14 protein-coding genes are annotated in these 13,461 nt (G+C 42.6%); 11 read left to right on the top strand and 3 right to left on the bottom strand.

Going from position 1 to position 13,461, the window contains the following annotated elements; all coding sequences use genetic code 11:
• The first annotated feature begins 70 nt into the window (after positions 1-70).
• Both JMY02_RS06690 and JMY02_RS06685 read left to right on the top strand, forming a co-directional pair.
• Entirely contained in the window at positions 71-988 is a 918-nt protein-coding gene (locus JMY02_RS06690; protein WP_227678435.1) for a DMT family transporter, read from the top strand.
• An 18-nt stretch (positions 989-1,006) separates the two neighbouring features.
• Positions 1,007-2,185: an amino acid aminotransferase gene (locus JMY02_RS06685; protein ID WP_201596507.1), complete on the top strand. Its 1,179-nt coding sequence runs from the start codon at positions 1,007-1,009 to the stop codon at positions 2,183-2,185.
• 160 nt (positions 2,186-2,345) lie between these two features.
• On the opposite strand, the gene yaaA is transcribed toward JMY02_RS06685, so the two are convergent.
• Positions 2,346-3,158: a peroxide stress protein YaaA gene (gene yaaA, locus JMY02_RS06680; RefSeq protein ID WP_201596505.1), complete on the bottom strand. Its 813-nt coding sequence runs from the start codon at positions 3,156-3,158 to the stop codon at positions 2,346-2,348.
• 514 nt (positions 3,159-3,672) lie between these two features.
• On the opposite strand from yaaA, the gene JMY02_RS06675 reads away from it, so the two are divergent.
• The 7 genes from JMY02_RS06675 to JMY02_RS06645 all read left to right on the top strand — a co-directional run bounded on the left by JMY02_RS06675 (position 3,673) and on the right by JMY02_RS06645 (position 8,807).
• Complete coding sequence (locus tag JMY02_RS06675; protein ID WP_201596503.1) at positions 3,673-4,851, top strand: NAD(P) transhydrogenase subunit alpha; 1,179 nt, start codon at positions 3,673-3,675, stop codon at positions 4,849-4,851.
• A gap of 131 nt (positions 4,852-4,982) precedes the next feature.
• Positions 4,983-5,330 (top strand): proton-translocating transhydrogenase family protein, encoded by a 348-nt coding sequence (locus JMY02_RS06670; RefSeq protein WP_200861727.1) that lies wholly within the window; start codon positions 4,983-4,985, stop codon positions 5,328-5,330.
• On the top strand, positions 5,327-6,727 hold the full coding sequence (locus JMY02_RS06665) for an NAD(P)(+) transhydrogenase (Re/Si-specific) subunit beta (RefSeq protein WP_406947728.1): 1,401 nt from the start codon (positions 5,327-5,329) through the stop codon (positions 6,725-6,727). Before JMY02_RS06670 ends, JMY02_RS06665 begins: the two co-directional genes overlap by 4 nt.
• Positions 6,728-6,871: 144 nt before the next feature.
• Positions 6,872-7,417, top strand: coding sequence for an acyl-CoA thioesterase (locus tag JMY02_RS06660; RefSeq protein WP_201596501.1), 546 nt, complete (start codon positions 6,872-6,874; stop codon positions 7,415-7,417).
• A gap of 93 nt (positions 7,418-7,510) precedes the next feature.
• Complete coding sequence (gene iscX, locus JMY02_RS06655) at positions 7,511-7,720, top strand: Fe-S cluster assembly protein IscX (protein ID WP_021812734.1); 210 nt, start codon at positions 7,511-7,513, stop codon at positions 7,718-7,720.
• A 68-nt stretch (positions 7,721-7,788) separates the two neighbouring features.
• Entirely contained in the window at positions 7,789-8,289 is a 501-nt protein-coding gene (locus JMY02_RS06650; RefSeq protein WP_201596499.1) for a GyrI-like domain-containing protein, read from the top strand.
• A 296-nt stretch (positions 8,290-8,585) separates the two neighbouring features.
• Positions 8,586-8,807 (top strand): hypothetical protein, encoded by a 222-nt coding sequence (locus JMY02_RS06645; RefSeq protein WP_201596497.1) that lies wholly within the window; start codon positions 8,586-8,588, stop codon positions 8,805-8,807.
• A gap of 78 nt (positions 8,808-8,885) precedes the next feature.
• Here JMY02_RS06645 and dapE read toward each other — a convergent pair whose 3' ends face one another.
• Complete coding sequence (dapE, locus tag JMY02_RS06640) at positions 8,886-10,100, bottom strand: succinyl-diaminopimelate desuccinylase (RefSeq protein WP_201596495.1); 1,215 nt, start codon at positions 10,098-10,100, stop codon at positions 8,886-8,888.
• 53 nt (positions 10,101-10,153) lie between these two features.
• Positions 10,154-10,909, bottom strand: a complete 756-nt coding sequence (locus JMY02_RS06635; protein WP_201596493.1) for a 2OG-Fe(II) oxygenase — start codon at positions 10,907-10,909, stop codon at positions 10,154-10,156.
• A gap of 130 nt (positions 10,910-11,039) precedes the next feature.
• On the opposite strand from JMY02_RS06635, the gene JMY02_RS06630 reads away from it, so the two are divergent.
• Together JMY02_RS06630 and pssA are read left to right on the top strand one after the other, a co-directional pair.
• Positions 11,040-11,915 carry a 23S rRNA (adenine(2030)-N(6))-methyltransferase RlmJ gene (locus tag JMY02_RS06630; protein ID WP_201596491.1) on the top strand — a complete coding sequence of 292 codons (876 nt, stop codon included), beginning with the start codon at positions 11,040-11,042 and terminating at the stop codon, positions 11,913-11,915.
• A 58-nt stretch (positions 11,916-11,973) separates the two neighbouring features.
• Positions 11,974-12,873 carry a CDP-diacylglycerol--serine O-phosphatidyltransferase gene (gene pssA, locus JMY02_RS06625; RefSeq protein ID WP_227678434.1) on the top strand — a complete coding sequence of 300 codons (900 nt, stop codon included), beginning with the start codon at positions 11,974-11,976 and terminating at the stop codon, positions 12,871-12,873.
• Positions 12,874-13,461: the final 588 nt, after the last annotated feature.

The following is a 13,461-nucleotide window of genomic DNA, read 5'->3' as shown; positions in this document are numbered from 1 at the left end:
GAATAAATAGAGGTAAAAGCGTGTATTTTAATCGATAATTGGTCTTTGCATACCAGTATAAGACACGACTATGAATACGATATCTCAGCCTTCATCACGCAAAAATCCTTTGTTTATTATGTCGCCACTAACCAAAGGCTATGTGGCTATGAGCGTTGTATTATTGATTTGGTCAGGATTTGCGTTGACTGTGCGAGCGGTTGGGGCGTCGTCGCTAAGTATTGCCGATGTCATGCTCATTCGCTTTAGTGTACCGCTAGTCTTGTTGACTCCTTGGGTGCTCTCTAGTTGGCATGAAATCAAAAATATAAGACTGCCAGATATCATGTTTATCTTATTTGGCGGCGTGCCTTTTCTTTTGTTAGCGGCCTTTGGTGCAAGTACGGTGCCAGCAGCTTACGTTGGTACTGTTTTGACAGGCACACCAGTCTTCTTTGCCGCATTATTGTCTTTTATTTTTTATCGTCAACGAATATCATTAAGAAAATTTGCCGCATTAATGCTTATTCTTTTCGGTATCGCTACTATGATTGGTGGGCATGCACAGACAATACCCAATAGCCTGCTATACGGCGTGGGGTTACTGTTGATGGCAAGCCTGATTTGGGCGGGTTATACCTTAGGGTTAAAAAGCACCAAGTTAAGTCCAATAGCTATCGCTATCGTGCTCTCTTATACCTCTTTTTTTCTGACATTAGTGATGGTTTTGTCTGGTATGGTGGAGACCAATATAGGTTCTGTATCTTTTGATGAAGCGCTTCCATTTATCCTAGTACAAGGATTTGGTGTAGGGGTGGTATCAACCATTGCATTTTCTTATGCGGTCAAACAATTGGGCTCCATTCGTACCTTATTACTTGGCTCTTTGTCCCCAGGATTAACCGCCATGCTCGCGGCGCTAATACTCAATGAGTCTCTATCAGTCATCATGATATGCGGCATCGTACTAAGTACCATTGGTGTCATCTTGTCCAATCGATCGCAATAAATTAATTAAGGAAGTATCATGATGTTAAACAATATGCCTATCATTAATGGTGATCCACTGTGGGCATTGTTAGGTAGGTTTCGCGCTGACCGGCGCAAACATAAAATAGATCTATTGGTTGGTGTCTATCGAGACGAGTATGGCAATACGCCTGTAATGAAAACCGTGCAAGACGCAGAAATACATCTTGCTCATCAAGCTCATTCAAAGGCTTATGGCATGCTATCGGGTGACGCTAATTTTAACCAACAAATGGCAAAACTTGTACTGGGTGAGAGTCCAAGTCTAAAAAACCAATGCACGATTCAAACGATTGGGGCATCAGGTGCATTACGACTCATTGCTGATTTGATCGCCACGCTCTCTCCAGATTCAACCGTTTGGATTAGTGACCCTGGCTATATCAATCATCGTCCGCTGATGGAAGGTGCTGGGTTAACAGTCAATACGTATCCATGGCAAAATAAAAATAGTCAATTAGATATTGATGCGTGTTTTGCCGCGCTAGAAAAAGCAAAAGAAGGAGACGTGCTGTTATTACATGCGTGCTGTCACAATCCTACCGGTATAGATCCTTCTTTAGAGCAGTGGCAACGGTTTTCTGATAAATGTAAACAGAAAAATATTGTCCCGTTTATTGATATGGCGTATCAAGGTTTTGGAGGTGATCCCGATACTGATGCTACAGGGCTTCGTCTAATCATTGAAGACTCTGATTTTGCATTTATCGCTGCCAGCTGTTCAAAAAATATGGGACTGTACAACGAGCGTACGGGTATTGCCACGGTGGTAACGACGAACCATGAGCGCTATGCAGATATACAAACACTTTTAGAAACCATCACACGTGCCAATTACTCCATGCCACCCAATCACGGTGCCGCAGTGGCAGCTTATTTGCTAGACAACCCAGACGCTTGGCTAGTCGAGCTGGCAAGCTACCGTGATAGGGTAGATACTATTCGCCAAGCATTAGGCGCAGCTTTAAAGGATAGGGGTGCACCTGCAGAGTTTTTGAACATTTCACATCAAAAAGGCATGTTTTCTCTATTACCGCTAACAGAAAATCAAATGTTAGTATTACAAGATGAGTTCGCGATTTACGGCATGCCAAATGGCAGAATTAATATTGCAGGTTTGAAAATGAAGGAAATCCCTCAACTGGCTGACGCTATCATGTCGATTATTTCACGTTAGAGAATAATATTTATAGCTCAGTGCAATGGTTTTAGCCATTAATTGCAACCGTAAAAAGGATTGTTGTAATCCGTTCAACTAAAGAATATTGGATGAGTGGGCTAGAAGCACTGAGTGCAATGCTTCTAGCGACTGTAGTAAATATAGTTTTTATATCAAACTACTGATCTGCCGCATTCCGTCTAAACGTCCAAGTCTTATCGTCAGATGCCTCTTCACAGTAATAATACCCTGCCAAATCAAAATCCTTTAATTGCTCTGCATTGGTCAGCTTATTGTCAGCGGCATATTTCACCATTAGGCCGCGCGCTTTTTTGGCATAAAAACTAATCACTTTATACGTGCCACTTTTTTCATCTTCAAACCTTGGTGTGATGATGTCGGCATCGAGTGCTTTCTTTTTGACCGATTTGAAATATTCATTCGACGCCAAATTGATTAAAATTTTATCTTCATTATCTGTCATGTTCGCATTAATAGCATGAGTAATTTCTTCGCTCCAAAATTCATACAGGTTATCACCGCGCTCGTTTTTCAGCTTGGTGCCCATCTCTAACCGATACGGTTGGATAAGATCGAGCGGTTTCAATACGCCATACAGTCCAGATAAGATACCTAAATGCTCATTGACATAAATAGCCGTGTCTTTATCCATGCCATACATATCAAGACCCGTATAAACATCCCCATCGAATAAATAACCAGCAGGTTTGGCTTTATTACCAGATACATGATCGGTAAATGGCTGGTCTTTACTCCAACGCCATTGTTGATTGCGTTGGGCATTGAGCTGAGCCAAATCATCAGAGATGCTCATGAGCGCTTGCAAATCCATTGGCTCTTTCGATTTTAATATTTTCATCAACGCCTGTGAGTGTTCAATTAACTCAGGCTGACTGTAATGGTTGCCTAGATTTACGGGTATCGCGTCTGTTTCATTCAAAGATTTGGCAGGAGACAGTAAAAAATACATTGTTATTCCTTATTATGGTGAGTGAATAGCCACTCTATTTGTGCGTCAAGGCTTTTTATTATACGACAGCCATCGATTGAACGCTTCTTACTCGTTAGAGTTTCTCGTTTTTTAAGACTGTATCGGCTGTTTGCCAACGTTGTAAAGACTATAACTAGCAACGTCAACCCATAGGCAGTTAATCATTCAGGCTAGCAGAAAAATGAAAATTTTTAATATAACAATAAAAGTTATGTATGTGGTGTAAGTGCCTAACTTTTTATTTTACTTATGCGTCATCATTAGACAATGAAAGTTGCCAGATGATGTCTCTATAATAAAAAGGCTTGATGGCAAAGTAGCTATCATTTATTAAATTGATAATCTTTGGTCATTATTTTAAGCCATTTATGACCAAAGATTTTTTGTCCCCTGTGCTTTTTAAATGTGCGTTGAGGGTGTTAAAGGTAGTCATGGGACGTAAATATAGTCGTGAGACGTAAATATAGTCATTAGACGTGAGTAAGGAGACGGTATGAAAATCGGTGTAGTCAGTGCAGATGTCGCGAGCGAGAGCCGTGTTGCATTAACCCCAGACGCGGTCAAAAAATTGCGGAAACTCGGGTTTGAAGTCGTTATACAGTCGGGTGCTGGTCAAGCAGCGTATTATGCTGATGAGTTGTATCAGGCTGCAGGTGCCGACATTGCAAATGGCAGCGCAGAGGTGATTACGCAGTCTCAAATTATTACCACCGTCAATGATTTACCAGCTGAAGCTACTGAAAGATTATCATCTGGTCAGATTGTCATTGGCATGCTCGACCCATATCGCAACACTCAGCTTGATATTTATGCTGAAAAAGGTGTCACGGCTTTTGCGATGGAGTTATTACCCCGCACATTGTCGCGTGCCCAAAACATGGATGTACTGTCATCGCAAGCCAACCTTGCTGGCTATAAGGCAGTGCTGCTGGCGGCCAATGAATATTCGCGTCCTTTCCCCATGTTTATGACCTCAGCAGGGACGGTCAAGCCCGCCAAAGTCGTCATTTTAGGCGTTGGTGTTGCTGGTTTGCAAGCCATTGCGACGGCGAAGCGTTTGGGTGCGGTGGTTGAAGCCAGTGACCTGCGTCCTGCCGCAAAAGAGCAAGTCGAATCTCTTGGTGGTAAATGGCTTGATGTGCCGATGAGTGAAGAAGAAGCGCAAAAGGCAAAAGCAACGGGCGGTTATGCATGGACACCATCAGAGCAATACATCAAAGACCAAGCTGCCGTGGTTGATAAAGCGCTAAGTAATGCTGATATCGTTATCACGACGGCGCAGATTCCTGGTCGTCAAGCACCGCGTTTGGTTCATCAGGCAACCCTTGCCAAAATGAAAGCAGGTTCTGTACTGATTGATATGGCCGCCGGAACGGGTGGAAATGTAGAAGGCAGCGTGCCTAACGAAACCATCACTACAGACAATGGCGTACGTATTGTTGGTGCTGCCAATATCCCATCGATGCTGGCAGCGCAGTCTTCAGATTTATACGCCAATAACCTTGTCAATTTTATCACGACCTTAATTGCGCCTGCTAATGACGATGCTTCAGCAAGTGACGCATCACCTAACTTACCACTTACATTGGCACTTAATGTAGACATGGAAGACGAGATTCAAGGTGCATTGGCAGTGACACATGACAGTCAAGTACGCCTCGGCAAACGCTAGGGTTTGACTACCTATCACTATGCATGTTGTCACCGTGTATTTTAGTGCTACACATTTGCCAGACACGAATAAATTTTTAGGAGGATTAGATGATTGCCACTATTTTAGCGGCCGCGCCAGCTGGTGCAGCCATGAGTAGCACACCATTCGTAGCGATTTTTACGGTATTTGTACTCGCTATTTTTGTTGGATATTACGTTGTTTGGGGTGTTACGCCTGCTCTGCATACGCCATTGATGGCGGTAACCAATGCCTTATCCAGTATTGTCATCGTCGGTGCGATGCTACAGACAGTCACCATTGATGGATCGATGTTTACACCGACCAGTTTGCTTGGTGCTTTTGCGGTATTTTTGGCCAGTATCAATATCTTTGGGGGTTTTGCCGTGACTGAGCGGATGCTTTCGATGTTCAAACCTAAAGTGAAAAAATCACCTGCTCTTGAAGCCAATGCAACAGAAACTGGAGGCGACGCATGAATGATTTTTCAGCGATGATTGCGGCAAATGCTGATTGGTTTTATCTGGTTGGCGCTATTCTTTTCGTCTTAACTTTACGTGGTTTGTCTAGTCCGAAGACCGCTATTCGCGGTAACCGTTTTGGTATGGCGGCGATGGCGATTGCCGTCGTGACGACATTCTTCTTAGCAGAAGGCCCTGTTCTTTGGTTAATTATCGGTGCGATGGTGTTAGGTGCTGTTGTTGGTATGTGGAAAGCGAAAACAGTCGCGATGACTCAGATGCCAGAAACCGTTGCTTTGATGCATTCATTTGTCGGTTTGGCAGCGGTCGCGATTGCCCTTGCGACGGTATTGCATACTGAACAGCAGCATGGTGCCGTTGCCCGTGTCGAGCTATTTATCGGCTGCTTTATCGGTGCGATTACTTTCTCAGCCTCGGTCTTTGCCTTTGGTAAATTGGCGGCAAAAAGCTGGGCGAAAACACTGGTCGGTGGCTGGGTAAAACCGGTTCAAGCGTTATTGTTCGTTGCTATGATTGGTTTCGGTGGCGTGTATTTCGTCACGGATTCGCTACCAGCTTTTTATGCCATGGCAGTAATTGCGGTTATCTTTGGCTGGATGTGGATTGCGCCAATCGGTGGCGGTGATATGCCAGTAGTTGTATCGCTATTGAACTCTTTCTCTGGTTGGGCGGCGGCAGGAATTGGTTTTACTCTTGGCAACTCGATGCTAATTATCGCAGGCTCGCTCGTTGGCTCGTCAGGTGCGATTTTATCTTATATCATGTGTAAAGCCATGAACCGTTCATTGCTCAACGTACTGTTCGGCGGTATGGGCACGTCCGCAGTGGCAGCAGGCGAGGATACTGGCGCGCCCAAAAACTACAAAGCAGGCTCAGCAGAAGACGCTGGATTCTTAATGGCCAATGCGAGTAGTGTGGTCATCGTACCAGGTTATGGTATGGCACAGGGCCGTGCACAGAATGCGGTAAAAGAGCTGTATGAGTTGCTAAAAGAAGAAGGCGTTAATGTTCGTTTTGCGATTCATCCGGTCGCTGGTCGTATGCCGGGTCACATGAACGTACTATTGGCTGAAGCTGACGTACCTTATGATGATATTTTAGAGATGGATGAGATCAATTCAGACTTTGCCAGTACCGATGTGGTCTTAGTTATCGGTGCAAACGACGTGGTGAATCCTTCTGCAAAAGACGATCCAACCTCGCCAATTTTTGGTATGCCGATTCTAGAAGTCACCAAAGCCCAAACGGTCATGGTCATCAAACGTTCAATGAGCACTGGTTATGCAGGCTTAGACAACAGCTTGTTCTACATGGACAAAACCATGATGATCTTCGGCGATGCCAAAAAAATGGTAGAGGAAATGGTACGCAGTATCAATGGCGCAGGTCATTAATCTCTCAAATACGTTTTCCAATAAAAAGTCACCGAGGTGGCTTTTTTGCGTTAAAGTGGGTGGCATTTATGAACGGGTGACAAGCCGATATCATTGCCCACTATAATCATTAATTATAAATACGAAGAAATAAGAGAATGGTTTATGAATATGCTACTGCGTTTTTTTATTATGGTCAGCTTGCTCAAGCAACAATTAAAACAGCAATCGGTCAGTGAATACCTGAGTGTCGAGATGTTGACCGCTCCTGTTGTTCGTCAGTATCGTGTCTTACCACATGACATGGGTTTTCGCGATCATTTGCCCAACTATCGTTACTTGTCTTTTATTGAACTCAACGTGACGCGCTGGCTAATGAGCTGTTGTCATCAAAAAGGTATTAAGCCCTTAAACTGGGTTATTGCCATGCAAGAAATGATCTATCTGAAAGAAATCAAATTTTTGGATAAAATGACGGTAAATAGCAAGCTTGTCGGATGGGATAAAAAATACGTGTATTTTGAAACTCATTTTTTTGTAAAAAACCAGCTGATGGGCGTTGGCATGACCAAGTTTGTTTTGATGAACAAAAAAGGACAGTGTGCGCCTGCGGTGCTGGATATGACAGGCGATCAGCTAACGGATGTCATCACCACATGGAATAATCATCAAGTCGCGGTGAAGTCGGCAAAACCAACGGTGAAAGGATAAAGCGCTTGGCTATATAATTATCAGCGCTATAATCATTTGGCGAATTTTGGTAGGATAGTGCCTATCAAAACGATTAAAAATTAAGGAGCCATGATGACCCCGCAAAAACTCAAATGGACAGACAGCTTAGACATCGCTATTGAGCTTTATGAGAAGTTTCCAGAGACTGATCCACAGTACATACGTTTTACTGATTTACATCGCTGGGTAACTGAGCTTGAAGGCTTTGATGATGATCCACAAAAATCAAACGAAGGCATCTTAGAAGCCATTCAAATGAATTGGATTGATGAAGCCGATTAAATGGGCTTTGTCATATTACACATCGTCATAAACAAACAATCAAATCAACAAACAGAAAAGGCCGCATCATGACATCAGAAGTAAAAGAGCTACCTGAAGCGATAGCTTGTAGCGGTATCAGCGTTCGTACCACCAATAACGCTGAGATAAACCAAGAAACGGCCAAACTAGGTCGTTTATGGCAAAAATTTTATCAAAATCACGCGGATAAACTTCCCGAGGGTGAAGACATCTATGGTGTTTACCATAATTATGAGAGTGAAGATTTAGTAGGCGCATTTGATGTGGTAGCAGGTTGGAAAACGGACAGCGAGCAAGAGTCGTCAGACAATGACAATAAGGCTAATGCTGCAAATGTAGTGACAGTAAATATTCCTGCAGGCAAGTACTTGGTTTTCTCTGAAGAGGGTAGAATGCCATACACTATAATGAATGCTTGGGAAAAGGCGTGGACATATTTTAATGATCGCAGCTGTGAACACGTAAGAACTTTTAATGTTGATTTTGAGCATTATATCGGTGGCAATCTTGAGTATGGTCAAGTTGATGTCTATATTGGTATCGAGTAAACAGATCAAGTCATAAAAAGCATCCTCTACAAAAAACCCCTCTTCTAAAAATATTGTCTGCGCCAATATCGTAAGGGCGTTATTTAATCAGTGGCTTTATGATGCCTAAATTATGTATTAGGGCGTGTTTTTATTTTAAAAATGTGGTTCGATCTAGTGTAGATTGATGGACTTATACTGTCATTTTTTGCGTCACGAGATTACGAAAATTTACTTATCCTGTTCTGTTTTACCGTATATTTAGTATTATGTCGATACGAGAAGAACCTCAAAGACTCTAGGGACGGAAGGTAAATATGAACGATGACAATGATAAGAAAATTTCTGTCTATGAGTTAGGACTAATCAAAAATGCATTGCGAGTGCGGGTATTGGATGTAGAGGAATTCAGAACAGAAATTGTGCTTAAGGAAGAAGAGGAAGACATGAATGATAAGGTTGATGCTTTCCAAGCAGAGTTAGTAAAAATACATGACAAACTCGAAAATATGTCGCCAGAAAAAGGCCTTAACCTTTAAATAGTCATTGCTCACTTGCCCTAAAGAAAAAAGCGTCATTTTATCCAAATGGCGCTTTTTTATTGGCAGAGATAAAGGTTAATCGAGCAATAAATTCTCCAAAATTCCCTCATAAATTTGTGCCAATTTACCCAAATCATCGATTTCTACCTTTTCGTCAACTTGGTGAATCGTGGCGTTGCGTACACCTAGCTCAACGACTTGTGCACCCGTTGGCGCGATAAAACGCCCATCCGAGGTGCCGCCAGAGGTTGATAAAACAGTATCGACATCCGTCACTTTTTTGATGGCTTTCTGACATGCCGAGACCAATTTCCCTTCAGGGGTTAAAAACGGCTGACCGGATAACTTCCAATTGATAGCATAACTGGCTTTGCTATCGGCAAAATGGCTGTCTTTAAAATGTTTATCGAAGATAGCGTGAGTTTTGGCTTTTAGCTCATCTTCAGTGGTTTCGGTCGAAAAGCGAAAGTTAAACACAACTTCTAAGGTTTCAGGAATGACGTTGGTCGCGCCTGTACCACCATTGATATTAGAGATTTGTAGAGACGTTGCTGGAAAGTAGTCATTGCCTTCGTCCCATGTTGCATTAGTCAATTCTGCTAACGCTGACATGGCGGCATGAATAGGATTAGACGCCAAATGCGGATAGGCGACATGGCCTTGTTTGCCAGTCACTGTTAATACTGCACCTAGTGAGCCGCGACGACCGTTTTTGATAATATCACCTAGCGTATCGGTGCTTGATGGTTCACCGACGAGGCAATAAGTAATTTTTTCATTGCGTGCTTCTAGAGTTTCGATAACTTTAACGGTGCCATTGATAGAAGGGCCTTCTTCATCTGAGGTAATCAAAAAGGCAATAGAGCCGTTGTGTTCAGGATGATTTTTCACAAAGCGTTCGGCGGCGATAGTAAAAGCGGCAATACCTGTTTTCATATCAGCCGCCCCGCGTGCCCATAAATAACCATCAGAAATGGTCGGAGTAAATGGCGGATACGTCCAATTGTTTTCGTCACCAGTCGGTACAACATCGGTATGACCAGCAAAACAAATAACTGGATCAGTCGTACCACGGCGTGCCCATAGGTTTTTGACTTCCGCGTGCTCGCCGTTTTGTTTTCTGTCACCAAAATACATAAACTCGCAATCAAACCCTGCTTGTTGCAAGCGCTCTGACAATATATCTTGGCAACCATCATCATCTGGCGTGACGGAAGGGCGCTCAAGTAAGGCGATACTTAGATCTAGCGTTTGTTGCTGATGGGTCGCTTGCTTATTAAAGTTAGACATGAATAAACCTTTTATATATAAAGTCGATTTTTAGAGTTTTGGTAAATGATGCTTTAACTGTTTTCGTCAACAAATGGCACCAAACCATCACGGCGCATCCAAGTAGCGATAGAGTAGCGCTGGCGATGAGCGATTTGTACTTGATGTTGCAAATCACTATCAAATATTATCAATCTATTGGCAACTGGCATAACGTGATGATGAAGGCCCTGTTTATCTACGATTTCTAATGCGCCGCCATCACTCGTCGCCCACTCATCGTTGAGATAAAACACGGCTGAGATAACACGTTCATCACGCCCAGCTGGATTGTCACTGTGCCATTGATAGCCAAATCCTACTGGATAGCAAGCATAATGCGCTTCACTATGACGAATACCTGCGAACAAGCTACGGTTGAATAAAGCGGCAAGCGCATTGATACTTTGCAAATAATAAAACCCAGCAAAGAATTTTTCAGTAATCCAGCGAATTTTATCACCGCGAATATCACTAATACGGATACCAGCAGTGAGCGCTGCATCACGATAATCAATAAAACCACTTTCTGCTTGCAGGGCGAGTAATGCTTTGTTTGCAAACACATCATCAATGATAATCCAGCCATCATTAACGAACTTGTCCAGCTGAGTATCATCTAATCTGTCTTGCCAATTTATATCAAAGTCAGACAATTGCAAACCATGTTGTGTGGGGATTTCTTGGTTGTTGTTAGGACTGCTTGGGAACAGTAATGGTGGATTATCCTCACCTATCGGATCATCGACGATTAACTCTGTCACATTCAGGTTGCTAATAATCTGTGTCATTTCATCTCATTATTCTCAATCAGCTGTCAATCGATGCGTTTTTATTGAAAGCATTTACCAAAACCACATTATCTTTTACGCAGCCTATGCTACCATAGATGTAATTTTTCTTATTTAAACTTTTGAGATTATGAACTATAAACACGCCTACCACGCTGGTAACTTTGCTGATGTGGTTAAACACATTTTATTGGTACAACTCCTTAATCAATTGGGGCAAAAAAACAAACCTTTTTATGTGCTTGACGCTTATGGCGGTCGTGGACTGTATTCACTAAGCAGTGAAGAAGCGCGCAAGACAGGAGAGGCCAAAGGTGGTATCCAAGCTTTACTACAGGTAGATACCGATAAGGCGCCAGCCGCTGTCAAAGATTATATGGAAGGCATTAAACAAGCCCGTTTCACTTACGACAATAAAGTCTACCCTGGTTCTCCTTGGTGGGTTGCCCATCATATCGAGAAAAAACCTGATGCTGGCGTACGCGGTGAAGCTTTTGAAGCCAAAGCCAGCGAATATGATGCGCTAAATTATCAGTTGCACAAGTTACCCATTGGTATACAGCATCGTGATGCCTTTGAAGGTATTACTGCCGTTATTCCACCAAAAGAAAAGCGTGGTCTGATTTTTCTTGATCCGCCTTATGAGCAAGAGCACAAAGACTTTACCCGTCTGATAAACCTGCTCGTGGCGGCCTATAATAAATGGCCACAAGGCACTTATGCGCTTTGGTTCCCTATTAAGAACGTCGAAGCGGTCGAGCTGTTTTACAAAAAGCTTAAGCGTACTGAAATGAGACGTCAGCTGGTGTGCGAGCTGAATATTTATCCAAATGATGTCGCCGTCGGTCTTAACGGTACAGGTTTGCTCGTTATCAATCCACCTTGGCAATTTGATAATCATGCACGCGAAATATTACGCTTTTTACAGCCTGCTTTGAAAGTGGCGGATGCTCCAGACTTAACGCCTGACAGTGCCACCAATGTGCGCTGGCTTGTTGGCGAATAGTTAGCTCAATAAACAATAGGGTCAATGAATAAGATACCGGTAAAGTAAGGATATTAAGATGACCAACGAGCAACCACCCAAAAGCCAAGCAAATGACGCCCCTTTAAACGATCGATTGTTGCAAGACACTGCCGCAACCCAGCCGCCTTTTGTTGATGAGCATGAGTTCAATATTCGCTTGGCGGATAATGACAGTTATGATGGCTTGACCTTTGAGGTGATTGAAGCAGAGGTTGCTGAAGGCAAGCGGGTGGTCAGTCGCGGTGTGTATTTAGCCCCTAACCTGATTACGACTTTATCCTTATTGTCTGGTTTTTATTCGATCTTAGCGAGTACGCAAGGCGAGTTTTATAAAGCCTCTTTGGCTATCTTTTTATCCGCTATCCTCGATGGTGCTGATGGTCGCGTTGCGCGTATGCTCAATGCGCAAAGCCCCTTTGGTGAGCAATATGACTCGTTAGCGGACATGTTAGCGTTTGGTGTTGCGCCAGCGATTTTGATTTATAGTTTTGCCTTACAGCCATTAGGCCGTATCGGTCTTGGTTGTGCTTTTGTTTTCACAGCTTGCGGGGCATTTCGCTTGGCACGTTTCAATGTGCAAGTGGCTACAGTCGATAAAAAGTACTTTGTTGGTTTGGCCAGTCCATTGGCGGCAATCTTAGTGACAGCTGCTGTTATGGTCGCTATCGATCACAACGAGTGGATAGGGCAATACGATACAGCTGTGATGTTTTTATTTGCCGCTTGGGTCGTAACTTGTGGTTTGCTGATGGTCAGTAACGTCAAGTACTATAGCTTTAAAGAGTTTGATAAAAAGAAAGTACCTTTTGTCGTTCTTATCATTGGCGTATTGATTATGAGTATCGTGCTCTATGACATACCAGTAGGTATTTTAGCCATTGGCATTATTTATGCGCTGTCAGGTATCGTGACCACGGTTAAAGCAAAAATGGGTTAAAACAAAAGTGTAAAACGAACTATTAGCTATATTTAAGGAATTTGCCGAGCGGTGAATTCCTTTTTTTATAGATGTTTAAAGATAAACACCACTATAGCTCACTATAATATGATTAATGCCAATACACTTAAATATTCAGAAAAATTAATTGTTAAGTAAAACAAACGGTTATCTGGACAAATGATAAATAGAAGAAAATTAGTCATATTATTTATAGATTCATGCTTGACCTACTCTTAGATATGCGTATAATGCGTCCCAGTCGGAAGGGAAGGCGGGTTGGATAAGTAGTTTACTACTTTATTCAAACTGACCAACTAGCGAGAAGTTTAAATCCAACAGATAAAAACTTTAAACCAATTAAAAATACTTCTTGACTAAATAAATAAAGCGTCTATAATACGCACCTCATTAAGGCAAAGCAGTTAGTAAAGAGTGATTGATCACTTATAATTAGCCAGCTAACTTATTGAAACGAATTAAAAAACAAGCTTGACAAACTCATCATTCGTGATAAGATAGTCGGCTCGCTAGATAGCTTAAGCCACAACGGTTTAAGAGTAGATAGCGAAAAGCAACACCCTATAT

This window comes from Psychrobacter vallis, from assembly GCF_904846715.1.
GTDB lineage: Bacteria > Pseudomonadota > Gammaproteobacteria > Pseudomonadales > Moraxellaceae > Psychrobacter > Psychrobacter vallis.
The sequence above is the reverse complement of the archived record's forward strand: the minus strand, read 5'-3'. Positions and strand labels throughout refer to the sequence as shown.